The 16,139-nt window shown below is 73.5% G+C and carries 10 protein-coding genes; 4 read left to right on the top strand and 6 right to left on the bottom strand.

Going from position 1 to position 16,139, the window contains the following annotated elements; translation table 11 throughout:
* Positions 1–100 precede the first annotated feature (100 nt).
* Entirely contained in the window at positions 101–1,582 is a 1,482-nt protein-coding gene (locus ACFY7E_RS10135; RefSeq protein WP_389482797.1) for an APC family permease, read from the top strand.
* A gap of 27 nt (positions 1,583–1,609) precedes the next feature.
* Complete coding sequence (locus ACFY7E_RS10130) at positions 1,610–2,599, top strand: hypothetical protein (protein WP_389482794.1); 990 nt, start codon at positions 1,610–1,612, stop codon at positions 2,597–2,599.
* A gap of 29 nt (positions 2,600–2,628) precedes the next feature.
* Here the strand turns inward: ACFY7E_RS10130 and ACFY7E_RS10125 are convergent, their stop codons facing one another.
* Entirely contained in the window at positions 2,629–4,677 is a 2,049-nt protein-coding gene (locus ACFY7E_RS10125) for a PhoX family protein (protein WP_389482791.1), read from the bottom strand.
* Positions 4,678–4,935: 258 nt separating this feature from the next.
* On the opposite strand from ACFY7E_RS10125, the gene ACFY7E_RS10120 reads away from it, so the two are divergent.
* Positions 4,936–6,666 carry a VWA domain-containing protein gene (locus tag ACFY7E_RS10120; protein ID WP_389482788.1) on the top strand — a complete coding sequence of 577 codons (1,731 nt, stop codon included), beginning with the start codon at positions 4,936–4,938 and terminating at the stop codon, positions 6,664–6,666.
* Positions 6,667–6,669: 3 nt separating this feature from the next.
* Here the strand turns inward: ACFY7E_RS10120 and ACFY7E_RS10115 are convergent, their stop codons facing one another.
* The gene (locus ACFY7E_RS10115; RefSeq protein WP_389482786.1) at positions 6,670–7,752 is read right to left on the bottom strand and encodes an ATP-binding protein; all 1,083 of its coding nucleotides are present in this window, start codon (positions 7,750–7,752) and stop codon (positions 6,670–6,672) included.
* Positions 7,749–8,402, bottom strand: a complete 654-nt coding sequence (locus ACFY7E_RS10110; protein WP_389482784.1) for a response regulator transcription factor — start codon at positions 8,400–8,402, stop codon at positions 7,749–7,751. Before ACFY7E_RS10110 ends, ACFY7E_RS10115 begins: the two co-directional genes overlap by 4 nt.
* Positions 8,403–8,491: 89 nt before the next feature.
* Between ACFY7E_RS10110 and metG the strand changes: the two genes are divergently transcribed.
* On the top strand, positions 8,492–10,099 hold the full coding sequence (metG, locus tag ACFY7E_RS10105) for a methionine--tRNA ligase (protein ID WP_389482782.1): 1,608 nt from the start codon (positions 8,492–8,494) through the stop codon (positions 10,097–10,099).
* Positions 10,100–10,179: 80 nt separating this feature from the next.
* Here the strand turns inward: metG and ACFY7E_RS10100 are convergent, their stop codons facing one another.
* The 3 genes from ACFY7E_RS10100 to ACFY7E_RS10090 form a co-directional block, all read right to left on the bottom strand.
* On the bottom strand, positions 10,180–11,250 hold the full coding sequence (locus tag ACFY7E_RS10100; protein WP_389482779.1) for an alkene reductase: 1,071 nt from the start codon (positions 11,248–11,250) through the stop codon (positions 10,180–10,182).
* A gap of 28 nt (positions 11,251–11,278) precedes the next feature.
* Positions 11,279–12,211 carry a pseudouridine-5'-phosphate glycosidase gene (locus ACFY7E_RS10095; RefSeq protein ID WP_389482776.1) on the bottom strand — a complete coding sequence of 311 codons (933 nt, stop codon included), beginning with the start codon at positions 12,209–12,211 and terminating at the stop codon, positions 11,279–11,281.
* Between the two features lie 62 nt (positions 12,212–12,273).
* The gene (locus ACFY7E_RS10090) at positions 12,274–16,116 is read right to left on the bottom strand and encodes an amino acid adenylation domain-containing protein (protein ID WP_389482774.1); all 3,843 of its coding nucleotides are present in this window, start codon (positions 16,114–16,116) and stop codon (positions 12,274–12,276) included.
* Positions 16,117–16,139: the final 23 nt, after the last annotated feature.

The following is a 16,139-nucleotide window of genomic DNA, read 5'->3' as shown; positions in this document are numbered from 1 at the left end:
TGCGCCCATTCACGGTGATCCGCGCCCACCGCCGTCGGCAACCGGCCCGGTGAACGCGCCACTTCGCCCCGCCTCACCCCCCGCGCCCCGAGGATCCGCCATGCGCACCACCACCAGCAGAGGGCTCCAGCCCAATGTCCTCGGCACCTTCGACACGATCGTGATGGCCGTCGCCGGCAGCGCCCCCGCCTACTCGCTCGCCGCGACCACCGCCGTCCTCTTCGGCGCGGTCGGCGTCGGCGGACCCGCCGCCCTGCTGTACTGCGCGATACCCATGCTCGGCATCGTCCTCGCGTACGCCCGGCTCGGCCGGATCGACGTCAACGCCGGTGCCGCGTACTCCTGGGTGGGCCGCACCCTCCACCCCTTCCTCGGCTTCCTCTCCGGCTGGGCGCTCGTCCTCTCCACCACGGTCTTCATGGTGGCCGGTTCGCTGCCCGCCGGGACCCTCACGCTCGCCCTGGTCGCCCCGGGCCTCGCCGGGCACACCGCGCTCGCGGCGGCCGTCGGCGCCTGCTGGTTCCTGGTGATGCTGCTCGTCGTCCTGGGCGGCGCCCGCCTCACCGTACGGGCGCAGCTGATCATGTCCGGGACCGAGATGCTGATCCTGGTCGGCTTCGTCCTCGCCGCCGTGGCCCACCGGGGCTACGCCACCGCCTTCGACTGGTCCTGGTTCGGCCTCGCGCAGTTCGACGGTCCGGAGGGGTTCGCCGCCGGGGCCCTGATCGCCGCGTTCTACTACTGGGGCTGGGACGTCACCAGCAACCTCAGCGAGGAGACCCGCGACAGCCGCAGGACCGCCGGGGTCGCCGCGCTCGTCGGCGTCGGCTTCGTCTTCGTCCTCTTCGAGGCCCTCACCGTCGCCGTCAACATGCTGCTGAGCTCCGAGGAGATCCGCCGCGCCGGGCCCAACGTCCTCGCCGTCGTCGGCCAGGAGGTCTGGCCCGGCGTCGGCGGCAAGCTCCTCGTCGTCGCCGTCCTCCTGTCGACCGTCGCCACCCTGGAGACCACCCTCATCCAGGTCACCCGCTCGCTCTTCGCGATGGGCCGCGACCGGACCCTGCCGGCCGCGCTCGGCACCGTGCACCCCCGCTGGAACACCCCTTGGGTCGCGGTCGCGACGGTCGGCGGGGCGGCGCTGCTGCTGTTCGCCGCCGCCGCGGCGGCCGGATCCGTGCAGCAGATCCTCAGGGACGCCGTCTCCGCGATCGGCCTCCAGATCGCCTTCTACTACGGCCTGGCGGGCATCGCCGCCGTCGTCGCCTACAAGGGCCTGCTCCTGCGCTCCGTGAAGAACCTGGTCGTGGGCGGCCTGTGGCCGCTGCTCGGCTCGGCGTTCATGCTGTGGGCCTTCGTCGAGTCGCTCGGCGAGCTCTCCACGACCGCCCTCGCCATCGGCCTCGGCGGCCTGCTCCTCGGCGTGGTCCCGCTGGCCGTGTACGGCGGGAGGGGCGGCGACTACTACCGCCGCCCGGCCCGTCTCGACGCCGCCCGCGCCCTCGCCGCCTCGGCCGCCGCCGGCGCGTCCACCCCGGGCGCCCGCACGGGCGACCGGGACAAGAGCTACGCGACGGACTTCTGACGGCAGCCGAACCAGAAGGAGGCCCCGATGGCCGTACGCCGCCGCTCCCCGCGCCCGGAACGCCCCGAGCGCTTCGTGCCCGACTTCGACCCGGACTTCGGGGACCGGGCGCTGACCGAGGCGCGCCATGACATCGTCATCGGCCGCTGGCAGGGCGTGCGGGACCTGCTCGCCGCCACCGGCGACGACTGGGCGCGCCGCACCCACCGCGTCCGGCTCCTCTCGCACGCCGCCGCCGGCAGCTCCACCGTCGAGACCTGGCGGGCCGCCGAGCCGGGCAACCCGGACGCGGCCGTGCTGCGGGCCGCGACCGAGGTGGTGCGGGTCTTCGACGCGGCCATCGCGGCCGGCCGGGGCGCGGCCGTCGACCGGGGCCGGATCGACGCGGCCGTGGACGCCTGCCGGTGCGCGGCCGGGGCGGCGCCCGCCGACCCGATGCCGTGGGTGTCGCTCCTGTCGGTGGCCAGGCTGTACGAGGGCGGGGTGCCGCGCCGCGAACTGCGCCACTGGTTCGACGAGTTGCGGCGTCGCGACCCGTACAACACCGAGGGGCACATCCAGGTGCTGCGGTACTGGTCGGCGCGGTGGCACGGCACGCACGGCAGCATGTACGACTTCGCCCGCGACGCGGCGGGCGTGGCGCCGCCCGGCTCCCCGCTGCCGGTCCTGGTGCAGGTGGCCCGGGTCGAGGAGTACCGCTACATCGCGGACGGGGCCCTGGGCCGGGGGCCGGTGCGCGGCTTCGACCAGCACTGGAAGCACGAGCTGGCGGTGACCGAGCTGCGCCGCACGCACGCCCGCTGGATCGGCGGCCGGAACCCGGGGCGTCCGGTGGCGCCCGAGGAGGTCGGGGACCTCAACTTCCTCGCCCACGCGGCCTGTTACGCGGGCCAGGTGGACATCGCCAGGGAGCTGCTCGGGATGCTGGGGCGGCGGGCGGCGTGGGTGCCGTGGGCGTACACGGGGGACCCGGAGGAGCAGTTCGTCCGGTTCCGGGAGGGCCTGGGGGTGGAGTGACCCCCAGGCCCGCGACCGGACGGGACCGGTCAGACGCCGATGTCGCCCCCGTCCGTGCGCCAGACGGCGACGACCGAGGGGCGGACGATCTTCCCGGGCCCGTCGGGCCAGGTCGACGCGGGCTTCTCGACGGACGCGCCGTCGATCTCGCCCGGGTGCTGCACGGCGACGAGCACGCGCCGGTCCTGGACGATCGGACCGCAGGTCTCGGCGCCCTTCGGCACGGTCAGGAACTGCTTCAGCTCACCGCGCCGCCCGCCCTGCACGGCGACGCCGAACAGGCCGTCGTGCGAGCCGAGCTGGTTGCCGTCGGTGGAGATCCACAGGTTGCCGTGCGGGTCGAAGGCGACGTTGTCCGGGCAGGAGATCGGGGAGACCTTCTCCTTCGGGAAGCCGGCGAAGTAGGTCGCCGGGTCGTTCGGGTCGCCCGCGACGAGGAACAGGCGCCAGGCGAAGCCGTCCGAGGACGGGTCGTCCCAGTGCTCGGCGAGCTCCAGGATCTGCCCGTGCTTGTTGAGGTTGCGCGGGTTGGCCTCGTCCGCGCCCGCCTTGCCGGCCTTGCCGCGGTCGGTGTTGTTGGTGAGCGCGACGTACACGCGGCCGGTGCGCGGGGACGGCTCGACGTCCTCGGGGCGGTCCATCTTCGTCGCCCCGACCTTGTCGCCGGCCAGGCGGGTGAAGACGTACACCTCCTCGGCGGTCATGCCGGGGACGTGCGAGACGTTCCCGGTGGCGAGCGGGATCCACGTGCCGGAGCCGTCGAACTCGCCGTCGTTCGGGAGCCTTCCGGTGCCGTCGACCTCGCCCGGGGAGTCGCCGGTCAGCTTGGCGACGTACAGCGTGCCCTCGTCGAGGAGGGTGAGGTTGTGCTCGCGGGCGGCCCGCGAACTCCCCTTCTTCATCCGCTTCGAGGAGACGAACTTGTAGAAGTAGTCGAAGCGCTCGTCGTCGCCCATGTAGACGACCGGGCGCCCGTCGGCGGTGAGGCGGGGCTGCGCGGCCTCGTGCTTGAAGCGGCCGAGGGCGGTGCGCTTGCGGGGCGTGGAGTCGGGCTCGTACGGGTCGAGTTCGACGACCCAGCCGAAGCGGTGGACCTCGTTGGGCTCCTGCGCGAGGTCGAAGCGCTTGTCGAACCGCTCCCACTTGCGCTCGGTGGCGCCGGTGCCGACGCCGTAGCGCTTGTCGGTGGCGCTGGAGCCGTTGGCGAAGTACTGGTTGAAGTTCTCCTCGCCGTGGAGGGTGGTGCCCCACGGGGTGGTGCCGCCGGCGCAGTTGTTGAGCGTGCCGAGGACCCTGCGGCCGGTCGGGTCGGCGGAGGTCTTCAGCAGGTCGCCGCCCGCGGCGGGGCCGGTGACCCGGAACTCGCTGGTGGTGTGCAGCCGCCGGTTGAGGTGGTGGCGGGAGACCGGCGTCAGCCTGCCCGTGCGGCGCTCCTCCTCGACCACGACGACGGACAGGCCGTGCGCGGCCCAGGCGGTCTCGACCTGCTCGCGGGTCGGGTTCGCGGGGTCGTACCCGCGGAACATCAGGACCTCGTCGGTGTACTCGTGGTTGGCGACGAGGACCTGGCGGTCGCGCTCCCCGGGGAGCGGCAGCAGGGAGAGGAAGTCGTTGTTGTAGCCGAACTGGCCGGCCTGGGCCTTCGCGGTCTGCTTCTCGGCGTCGAAGGCGGGGGCGCCGCGGAGGATGGGCTCGCCCCAGCGGATGACCACGTTCTGGGAGTAGCCGGAGGGGACGGTCACCCTGTCGGCGGTGTTGGGCGCGACGGGGGTGAAGCGGAGGCCGCGGGCGCCGTCGGCCCCGGCCGGCCGGTGGCCGTGGCCGGCGTGGGCCTCGGCGGCCGGGGCCTCGCCGAGGACGGCGGCGCCGCCGACGGCGGAGGCGACGGTGACGACGGCGGCGGCGCGGAGGGCCGAACGGCGGGAGAGGACACCGGCTATGAGGTCGCCGGCGTACTCGTTGTCGCTGGTGTTGGGCACCTCGTGGAAACAGGCGTCACCGCAGCGGTAGCGGCAGGTGAGAGCGGAACGGCCGCCTCCGTGCGGGTTCGTGCTCAGGAGCGGCAGCAGTTTGCGCACTTCGTCCTCCTCCGGCGCAGCACTGCGCCGACATGGTGTCGGGATGTCTTCGGCGGTGACGCTAGGTGCGCGTCGCTGCACGGGGACGGCGGGGGAGTGAACGCCCGATGAATGCGGGACGTCCGGGGGCGACCGGGGCACGGGAGTGGCGGGAAGCGGCCGCTAACCTTACGTATCCGCCCTGGCCAGGGATGAAAGTCCTGAAACGCCCAGTACGGACATTCACACTGCACCCCACTCATGCGAAAGGGTTCGCCCATGGGTATTCGGAGCATGCTGCGCAAGGTGTTCGGCCGGGACCGCGAGGACGCCTCGGCAACCTCCGTCCCGCCCCAGTCGCGTGAGGAGACGGTGGAGCCGGCGGAGCCGGTGGAGGCTCCGGAGACGGTCGCGCCTCAGGAGGAGGAGGCCCGCCGGGCGGCGGACGACCTGGTGGCGGCGTCCTTCGACAACCCGCGGGTCCCCGGGGCCCGGTCGGCGGAACCGGAACCGGAACCGGCCGTCGCCGAGGAGCCCGAGCCGGAGCCGGCCGTCGCCGACGTGGCGGAAGAGACCCCCGTCCTCTCGTCCGCGGCCGAGGAGGCGGCGCGGGACACGGCGGCCGCTTCCGTCGCGGAGCCCGTGGAGGTCTCCTTCCCGGAGGAGCGGAACGACGGGCCCGGGGTGGACCCGGAGGTGGCCGCCGTCGAGATCTCGTACCCCGACACCACGGACGAGCCGAAGACCTGCGAGGTGCCCGCCGCGCCGGAGCCGGGTACGGACGAGGCGTCCGAGGCTCCTGTGGAGGCGACCGTCGCGGATGGGGCGGCGGAGCCGCGGGCCGAGGGCGAGACGCCCCTGGCCGAGCCGGAGGCGCCTAACGCCGCCGGGGACGCTCCGGAGGCCGGGGCCACGGAGGAGCCCGCCGCCCAGGACACACCGCAGGCCGAAGCCACGGACGAGCCCGCCGCCGCTCCCGCTCCGGAGGAGTCGGCCGCGGACGGTGCCGACGAGCCGCAGGCGGAGGCGGAGACCCCCGCGACCGCCCCGGCCGAGGAAGCCCCCTCGGAGCCGGAGGCCGAAGTCGCCCCGGGGCCCGAGCCCGTCGTGGCGGCCACCCCGGCCCCGGAGGGCCCGGCCGAGCCGGAGGCCGAACCCGCGACCGCCCCCGAGCCCCAGGCCGCCGAGGCCACCGCCCCCGAGCCGGAACCCGAAGCCGCCCCGGAGCCGGAGACCAGGCCCGAGCCCGCCGAGGCCACCGCTCCCGTGCCGACGCCGGAAGCCCCCGTGATCACCGCACTGGAGCCCGAGGCACCGCCCGTCGCCGCGCCCGCCCCGGCGGCCGCCGGTCCCGCGCTCTCCCTCGCCGGGGTCAAGGCCGCCGCCCCGCACCTGGCCGACGCCTACAAGGCCGCCGGGACCGTGCTGAAGAAGCAGGGGCTCGCCGGAGCGCGGGCCGCCGTGTACCTCGTCGTCGACCGGTCCGGTTCGATGCGCGGGTACTTCAAGGACGGCTCCGTGCAGCGGCTCGCCGAGCAGACGGTGGCGCTCGCGGCGCACCTCGACCCGGACGCCGCCGTCACGGCGGTGTTCTTCTCCACGGACGTCGACGGCACCGCCGAACTGACCCCCGCCACGCTCTCCCCCACCGGCATCGAGGAGATCAACGCCGGCCTCGGCCGCCTGGGCCGCACCCACTACCACCGCGCCGTGGAGGAGGTCCTCGCCCACCACGAGAAGACCGACCCCGCCCGCCCGGCCCTGGTCGTCTTCCAGACGGACGGCGCGCCGGACGCGAGGACGGCCGCCACGCAGGCGCTGGCCGGAGCGGCGGACCGGCCGCTGCACTGGCGGTTCGTGGCCTGGGGCGAACCGGACAACAAGGCCTTCGACTACCTCAGGAAGCTCGGCGGCACGCCCCGCACCGCCGCGTACTTCCCGGGCGCGACCCCGGCCGGGACGGCGCACGCCGCGTTCTACCGGGGCCTGCTCGAAGGACTGGAGCTGTAGGCGTTAGGAGCGGGTGACGGTGACCGGCAGGGTCACCGTCACCGCGAGCCCGCCGCCCTCCCCGGCGCCCCGGGCCACCGCCGTCACGCTCCCGCCGTGGGCGGCGGCGATCGACCGGACGATGGAGAGCCCGAGCCCGGCGCCGGGCCCCGTCCGGTCGCGCCCCTCACCGCGCCGGAAGGGCTCGAAGAGGATCTCGACGCCGTCCGGCGGGACGACGGGACCGGTGTTGACGACGGTCAGGACGCCGCCCTCCACCCGCACGTCCACGAAGCCCCCCGGCACGTTGTGGACGACCGCGTTCGCGACGAGGTTCCGTACGAGCTGCCGGAGCAGCACCCGGCTCCCCCGTACGACACCGCCCCCCGCGTCTCCGACGGCCACGTCCTCGTACTCCTCCGCGACGACCTCGCCGAGGGGCACGTCCTCGCGTTCCGCGAGTCCCCGTTCGCCGCGGGCGAGGAGGAGCAGGCCGTCGAGGAGGCGTTCGCTGTGCCGGTTGGTGTCGAGGAGGACCTGCCGGACGCCGCAGTCGTCGTCCAGCCCGACCTGGATGGCCGCGCGCTGGGTGGCGAGCGGGGTGCGCAGCTCGTGCGAGGCGTTGGCGATGAACCGCCGCCGGCTGTCGAAGGCGGTCTCCAGGCGCCCGAGCAGCGCGTCGATCGTGTCGCCCAGCTCCTTCAGCTCGTCGTCGGGCCCGCGCACCGCGAGCCGCTCGTCCAGGTTCCGCTCGGAGAGGCGCCGGGCGCGGGCGGTCATCTCGTGGACGGGCCGCAGGACGCGCCCCGCCGTCCACCAGCCCACCACCACGGCGCCGCAGGCGATCACGAGCAGGGCCATGCAGGACCACATGAGCATCTGCTCGTTCGCGGCCCGGCCGACGTCGTCGCCGATGCGGTACGCCTCGACCGCGGCGACCTCGCCGGCCCGCGCCACGATCGCCTCCGTCTCCCCGTTCGTACCGGCTCTGACCAGCAGGTTCACCACGAGCAGCAGCAGCGCGCCGAGGACCAGGAAGACCCCTCCGTACACGAGGGCGATCCGGGTCCGGATGGTCGACCCGGCCCCCAGGTGGCCGCCGCTCACAGCACGTACCCCACGCCCTGCACGGTCCGGATCAGCCCCGGCTCCCCCAGCTTGGCCCGCAGCTTGCTCATGCAGACGCGTACGGCTCCGGTGAACGGGTCGGCGTGGGCGTCCCAGGCCCGTTCGAGGAGCTCCTCGGCGGAGACGGCGGCCCCGTCGGCCTCCAGGAGGATCTGGAGGACGGAGAACTCCTTCGGGGAGAGGTCGAGGTCGCGCCCGTCGCGGTCGGCGGTCCGCCGGACGGTGTCCATCCGCAGCCCGTCCCGCGCGAGGAGCGGCGGCAGGGGCCGGGCGGAGCGGCGGCGCAGGGCGCGGACGCGGGAGACCAGCTCGGGGAACTCGAAGGGCTTGCCGAGGTAGTCGTCGGCGCCGAGGTCGAGCCCCGCCACCCGGTCCTCGACGGCCGTGGCGGCGGTCAGCATCAGGATGCGGGTGCGGGAGCCGCCGGCGACGAGCCGCCGGGCCACCTCGTCGCCGTGGAGGCGGGGCAGGTCGCGGTCGAGGACGAGCACGTCGTACGCGTACAGGCCGAGCCGCTCCAGGGCGTCCTCGCCGTCGTGGACGGTGTCGACGGCGAACCCGGCCCGCCGCAGGCCGGTGGCGACGAGCCCGGCGAGAACCCGCTCGTCCTCGGCCACGAGTACACGCATGCCCCCATCCTCTCCACCCGGCGCCCGCCCCCGTCCCCCGGGGTTCAAGGATGTGAGTGGATCTTCACGGGGCCGTTAGGATTTCGACCATGGCGGCCACTGGATCCGAGAAGCAGGGGGCGAAGGCGTTCTACGTCACGACCCCCATTTACTACGTCAACGACGCTCCTCACCTGGGCCACGCCTACACGACCGTAGCGGGCGACGTGCTCACGCGCTGGCACCGTCAGCGCGGCGAGAAGGTGTGGTACCTCACCGGCACGGACGAGCACGGTCAGAAGATCATGCGCACGGCCGAGGCGAACGACGTCACGCCCCAGGCCTGGTGCGACAAGCTCGTGGAAGAGGCGTGGAAGCCCCTCTGGGAGCACCTGAACATCGCGAACGACGACTTCATCCGCACCACCCAGAAGCGTCACACCGACCGCGTCCAGGAGTTCGTGCAGGACCTGTACGACAAGGACGAGATCTACAAGGGCGGCTACGAGGGCCCGTACTGCGTGGGCTGCGAGGAGTTCAAGCTCCCCGGCGACCTCGTCGAGGCGGAGGACGGCACCAAGCTGTGCCCCGTCCACAAGAGGCCGGTGGAGATCCTCAAGGAGGAGAACTACTTCTTCAAGCTGAGCGCGTACGGCCCGAAGCTCCTGGAGTTCTACGAGGCGAACCCGGGCTTCATCCAGCCGGAGTCGGCCCGCAACGAGGTCGTGAACTTCGTCAGGCAGGGCCTGGACGACCTCTCCATCTCGCGCTCGACGTTCGACTGGGGCATCCCGGTGCCGTGGGACGAGAAGCACGTCATCTACGTGTGGATCGACGCGCTCCTGAACTACGCGACGGCCGTCGGCTACAACGAGAACCCGGCGAAGTTCGAGGAGACGTTCCCGGCGGACGTGCACCTGATCGGCAAGGACATCCTGCGGTTCCACGCGGTGATCTGGCCGGCGATGCTGATGGCGCAGGGCCTGCCGGTCCCGGGCCGGGTGGCGGCCAACGGCTGGCTGATGGTCGGCGGCGAGAAGATGTCGAAGTCGAACCTGACCGGCATCAAGCCGCAGGACCTGACCTCGCACTTCGGCGTGGACGCGTACCGCTGGTACTTCCTGCGGGCGATCGTCTTCGGCCAGGACGGCTCGTTCTCGTGGGAGGACTTCACCGCCCGCTACACGAGCGAGCTGGCCAACGACTACGGCAACCTCGCCTCGCGCGTGGCGGCGATGGTCGGCAAGTACTTCGGCGGCGAGCTGCCGGCGTCGGCGGCGGACGGCGACGCGGAGAAGGCGGTCCACGACGGTCTGGCGAAGGCGGTCGCGGTCGCCGACGCGAAGATCGGCGAGGAGCTGGACTTCCAGGCCGGCATCCTGGCGATCTTCGACTTCGTGAAGCGGGTCAACGGCTACATCACGGAGCAGGAGCCGTGGAAGGTCGCCAAGGACGAGTCCGAGGAGGGCCGCGCCCGCCTGGCGACGATCCTCTACACGGCCGCCGAGTCGCTCCGCGCCGTCGCCGTCCTGCTGAACCCGATCATGCCGGAGACCTCGCAGGCCCTGTGGGACTCCCTGGGCGCCGAGGCGTCCCTGGGCGCCCTGGCCGACCAGCCGGTCCAGCACGCGGGCGAGTGGGGGAGGCTCCCGGCCGGCGTGACGGTGACGAAGGGCGCGGTGCTGTTCCCGCGCCTGGAGGAGCCGAAGAAGGACTGACGGTCGCGTCTTCGTGCCGGAGGCCGCCGCACCCGTACGGACGGGGCGGCGGCCTTCGCCGTACCGGAGGGACGGGCCCGCTACCGGCCGAGGGCCGGGTAGTCGGTGTAGCCGCGGTGGTCGCCGCCGTAGTACGTCGCCTCGTCGGGCGCGGTGAAGGGGCCGCCGGCCCGGACGCGGTCGGGCAGGTCGGGATTGGCCAGGAACAGGGCGCCGAGCGAGACGGCGTCGGCGAGGCCCTCGTCCAGGACGTTCCGGGCCGTCTCGGCCGTGGCGGGGAAGGCGTCCGGCGCGGCGTGCGGGTTCACCACCAGGTTGCCCCGCCACAGGTCGCGGACGGCCCGGGTGACCGGGCGCGTGACGATCTCGCAGACCTCCAGGAAGGCCAGCTCGGGCAGGGCCGGCACCAGCGCCGCGTACAGGGCGTCGGTGTCGCCCTCGGCGATGTCGTTGTACGGGTTGCCGGGCGAGAGGCGCACGCTGGTGCGCTCGTTGCCGATGGCCGTGGCGACCGCTTCGGTGACCTCGACGGCGAACCGGATGCGGTTGCCGAGCGAGCCGCCGTAGGCGTCGGTGCGGTGGTTGGTGTTCTCGGCGAGGAACTGGTGCAGCAGGAAGCCGTTGCCGGCGTGGACCTGGACGCCGTCGAACCCGGCCTCCACCGCGTTGCGGGCGGCGTCGGCGAAGTCCCGTACGGTGGCGGCGATCTCGTCGGCCGTGAGCTCGTGCGGGACCGGGTGGTCCTGCGGCCCGGACGGGGTGAAGCACACCCCGGCGGCGGCGAGGGCCGAGGGGGCGACGGACCGGTGGGCGCTGTCGTAGAGCGACGGGTGGCCGATGCGGCCCGCGTGCATCAGCTGGACGACGATCCGGCCGCCCCGCTCGTGCACGGCGTCGGTGACCGTGCGCCAGGCGCGGACCTGCTCCGGGTGGTGCAGGCCGGGCGTGTTCAGGAAGCCCTGTCCGACCGGGGAGGGCTGGGTGCCCTCGGTGATGATGAGCCCGGCGGAGGCCCGCTGGGCGTAGTACTCGGCCATCAGCTCGGTGGCGCCGCCGCCCGCCCCGGCCCGGTTCCGGGTCATGGGGGCCATCACGAGCCGGTTGGCGAGCGGGATCTTGCCGAAGGTGACGGGGTCGAACAGCGAGGTCATGGTGTTCCCTTGGTCGTGGTGCGGGTGGTCAGGACTGTCCGGCCCGGTGGCGGGCGTGGGCCGCGGCGAGCCGGCCGCCGACCTCGGCGGTGGAGATCAGGACGGCCATGTTGGCCTGCGCGGTACGGCCGCCGGTGGCGCGGTCGACCGCGTGCATCAGGTACTTGGTCAGGCCCTGGCCCGAGACGCCGTCCCGTTCGGCCAGGGCGAGCGCGTCGCGGATGGCGGCCTCCGCCTCGGCGGCGTCGACGGCGTCCTCGTCCCGGGGCGGGGTGGTGACGACCACGCCGCCGGGGTGGCCGGTGGCCCAGTGGAGGTCGACGATCCGGGCGAGCAGGTCCTCGTCGTCCACGCGGTGCGGGGCGCGGACGCCGCTGGAGGCGCAGTAGAACGCGGGGAAGTCGTCGGAGCCGTGCGCGATCACCGGGACGCACTGCGTCTCCAGGAACTCCATGGTGAGCTTCAGGTCGAGGATCATCTTGGCGCCCGCGCAGACGACGGCGACCTTGGAGCGGGTGAGCTGGATCAGGTCGGAGGAGACGTCCATCGTGGTCTCGGCGCCCCGGTGGACCCCGCCGAGGCCGGCGGAGGAGAAGAACGGGATGCCGGCCAGTTCGGCGGCGACCAGGGAGGAGGCGACGGTGGTCGCGCCGCGTCCGCCCCGGGCCAGCACCACGGGCAGGTCGCGGCTGGAGACCTTGGGGATGCCGGACTCCGAGGCGAACCGCTCGATGTCCCGCTCGGTCATGCCGACCCGGACGGCGCCGTCCTCGACGCAGATGGTCGCGGGCACGGAGCCGCCCTTGCGGACGGCGGCCTCGACCCGGTGGGCCGTCTCGGCGTTGTGCGGGTACTTCAGGCCGTGCGTGATGACGTTGGACTCCAGGGCGACGACCGGCCGGCCCTCGTCCAGGGCCTGTCGGACTTCTTCGGAGTAGACGATCGGAATGCGGCTGCTCATCGGTTTCCTTCCGCGGGACGGGGCCCGGCCCGGGGCGGGGGCGCCCCGGGCCGGAGGGGCTGCTAGCCGAGGGTCGTGCGCCGGATCCCGGCGACGAGTTCGCCCACTCCGTGCTCCTTGAGCACGTCGTAGTGGTCGCCGTCGAGGTCGACGACGACCGGCGGCTCGGCCGAGTAGCCGGAGCTGGACTCCAGGAAGGAGTAGTCGTCGCCGCGCGCCTTGAAGACGGTGACCGGCGCCTCGATCCGGCGCTCCCTGAGTTCGCCGAAGCTGTACTCGAACTCGTAGGTCTCGGCGACGATCCGGGTGATGCGGCGGATCGTCTCCGCGTCGACGGCGGGCAGCCGGTCGTGGACGAACGCCACGAAGGAGTCCTCGTCGGTCACCTGCCGCAGGCAGTCCTCGACGACGGGTCCGTGGGCGGTGCCCACGAACACCGAGCACAGGATGGTGGTGTACGCCGGGTTGGCGAAGGACGCCTCCCGGCCCCACCGCCGGCCCTCCCCCTCGCGCACCCTGGGGTTGCCGGGGCAGATGAGGAGCAGGCGCTCGACCTTCTCGCCGGCCCGCTCCAGCTGCCAGGCCGCCTCGAAGGCCACCCGCGCGCCGAAGGAGTAGCCCCACAGGGTGTACGGCCCGGAGGGCTGGACACGGCGGATCTCCGCCACGTCGGCCGTGGCCGTCTCCCGGATGGAGCCGTACGGCGTCTCTCCGGGGTTGATGCCGTACGCCTGGACGCCGGTGACGGGCCGGTCCAGGGCCACGTCCCGCGCGAGCAGCCGCAGGTTCATCGGGTAGCCGCCCAGGCCGGGCCAGCAGAAGACGGGGCTGCCGCCGCCACCGGTGTGCAGCGGCACCAGGCGCGAGGCGCCCCCGGCCGAGCCGGCGTCGACGCGCGCGGCCAGGTCCGCCAGCTTCGGCGACTCGAAGAGCACCTGGAGCGGCAGGTCGGCGCCGAACTCCCGCCTGATCCTGTTGACCAGGGCGACGGCGTGCAGGGAGTTGCCGCCGGAGGAGAAGAACTCGTCCTGTGTGGACACGTCCTCGTACTTCAGCATCCGGCCCCACTCGGCGGCCAGCCACCGTTCGGTCGCCGTGGCCGGGGCGACGTACTCGGCCGCGGTCCGGCTGGCGGACATCTCCGGGAGGGCCGCGGTGGCCTTGGCGTCGATCTTCCCGTTGGCGGTCAGCGGCAGTTCGTTCACCACCACGACCCGGGCGGGGATCATGTAGTCCGGCAGGAACCGCGCCAGGTCGTCGCGGATCATCTCCGCCGGGCCCCGGGTGTGCACGGCGTCCTCGTTCATGCCCCGGTGCGCGGTCTGCTCGTCGCTGACCCGCCCGCCGACGAAGAAGTACGAGGCGGGCGCGTCCGGCAGTCCGGCGGCGGCCAGCAGGTCGTCGAGGCGCCGGGCGGCGGGCAGCGGGTTGCCGCTCTTCGACGAGTAGCCGGAGGACATGAAGCCCAGGCCGGGGGTGCGCTGGAGGCGGTGCAGCAGCGTGCCGAGCACGATGTAGTGCCGCCAGGCGTCGGTGCTGCGGGAGACCGCGCTGATGCCGAAGGAGGCCCGGTCGTACACCTCCTGGTTGATGGCGATGACGTGGCGGCGGTCCACGACGTCCGCGCCGAGCCGCCGGAGCGCGCCGTCCCGGTGGAGGTAGAGCCCCTCGGCCAGTCCCGCCACCCGGTCGCCGTGCACCTGGACGAGGACGTCCGCCTCGTCCGGGCGTGCGCGGCCGTGGTCCTCGGTGATCGCGAAGGCGCCCAGGTAGACGTCGTCCCCGGCCCCGTCGAGCCGGGACCGGAACTCGGGGTCGAGCCCGGCCGGTTCGATGGTCAGGCCGTGCCGGGGCAGCACCTCCTCGAACACGCCGACCATGTGGCCGGCCTCGAACTCCAGCACCTCGTCGATGTTGTTCTTGTACACGGGCTCGATGGCCTGCCGGCGGCCCAGGAAGTGCGCCCGCAGGGTCGGCCCGGTCAGGTCCCCGGACGCGTCGCCGACCCGGACGAGGGTGTGGTCGACGGGGTGGTGGTAGTAGACGCCGGACAGCCCGCACAGGTCGTGCGCCTCCAGGTACAGCTGGGTCGCGTAGAGGGCGCCGGGCGAGGCGTACGCGTACTTCGGCAGCAGCCGTTCCTCGCTGTGGAACGGGCCGAACCAGCGCAGGATCCGGCCGAGTCCTGCCAGGGACAGCTCGGTGAGCGGCCGCGGCGCGACGGCGGGGCGGGGGCGCGGGGCGAGGAGGCCGAGGAGGTCGGCGGCGGTGACCGGCCCGCCCTCGTAGAACCGGTAGGACTTGCGGGCGAACGCCTCCCGGTGCTGCTCGTCGGTGGCGTCGCGGCCGGGCAGCGGGACGGTCGGGCGTCCCGCCAGCTCGGCGGGGACGCGCAGTCCCGGATTGGCGAGCTGGGCCTTCACCTGGAGCTTGGACGCCTTGGACCGGTGGTGGCCGGCGTCGTCCCGGCCCTGGTCCATCACCGCGGCGGTGCGCTCGTTCAGCTCGACGGCCGCCAGGAGGACCTTGGCACCGGTGCGCGGGTTGTCGGTGACCACCGCGGCCGCGCGGCGCACCCAGGTGTGCTCCTCGACGCGGGACGCGACCTCCTCCAGCTCGACGCGGTAGCCGCGCAGCTTGACCTGGTTGTCGGTGCGTCCGGTGAACTGGATCGAGCCGTCCGGGTTCCACTGGCACAGGTCGCCGGTGCGGTAGAGCCGTTCCGTCGGGTTGAACGGGGAGAGCAGGAAGCGCTGGGCGGTCGCCTCGGGCAGGCCGATGTAGCCGCGGGCGACCTGGACCCCGCCGAGGAACAGCTCGCCGCTCTCGCCGATGTCGACCGGCTGCATGTCGTCGTCGAGGATGTAGCAGGTCACGTTGTCGGCCGGCACGCCGACGGGCAGGATCCCGGCCGGGGCGGCGTCGAGCGTCTCGGGGTCGACCCAGTGCGAGGTGGCGTTGATGGTCGTCTCGGTCGGCCCGTACAGGTTGACCAGGGAGACGTCCGGCAGGGCCGCGCACAGGTCGACGGCGAGCTTGCGGGTGAGGGCCTCGCCGCCGGAGAAGAGCCGCAGCAGCGAGGTGCACGTCTCGAACTCCTGCGTGTCCAGGAGGGCCTGGAACAGGGTGGGCACGGCCTGGAGCGCGGTCACCCCGTACTCGCGGACCATGGTGATGATCGCCTGCGGGTCCCGGAAGATGCCCGGGGTGCCCATCACGACGCGGGCGCCGACGGCCGGGGCGAGGATCTCCCACTGGGCGGCGTCGAAGCTCATCGGCGTCTTCTGCAGGATCGACACCCCCGGTCCGAGGTGTCCGCAGTTGGCCAGCCAGCGCAACTGGGAGACGACGCTGCGCTGTTCGATCATCACGCCCTTGGGGTTGCCGGTGCTGCCCGAGGTGTAGATGACGTACGCGAGGTGGTCGGCGCGCGGTTCGGGCGACGGGGCCGCCGCGAGGGACGTGCCGTCGGCGGCCTCGGCGTCCTGCCGGGTGACGACGGTGGTGCCGGCCGGGACCAGGCGCCGTACGCGCTCGCGCAGGTGCGGCTGGGTGACGACCACGCGGACGCCCGCGTTCTCGACCATGTACCGCAGCCGGGCCTCCGGGTAGTCCGGGGAGAGGGGGAGGTAGGCGGCGCCCGCGCCGAGGATGCCCCACGCGCCCGTCATCAGGTCCGCGGAGGGCTCGGCGTAGAGGCCGACGCACGTGTCGGGGGCGACCCCCAGGGCGGCCAGGTGGGCGCCGAGCCGGTCGGCCTCGGCCTTCAGCTCCCGGAAGGTGAGATGGCCGTCCGTGGTGGTGACGGCGACGTCGTCCGGGCACAGCCGGACCTGATGGGTGAGCAGGCTGTGCAGCGAGGCGTGCGTGCGGTGCACGCCGGATATCGGCGCACGGGTGTTCATGCGGTGATCCCCCTGATGACGTG

The organism is Streptomyces sp. NPDC012825 (assembly GCF_042900925.1).
Classification (GTDB): Bacteria; Actinomycetota; Actinomycetes; order Streptomycetales; family Streptomycetaceae; genus Streptomyces.
This window is presented reverse-complemented; position numbering and strand designations above follow the sequence as displayed.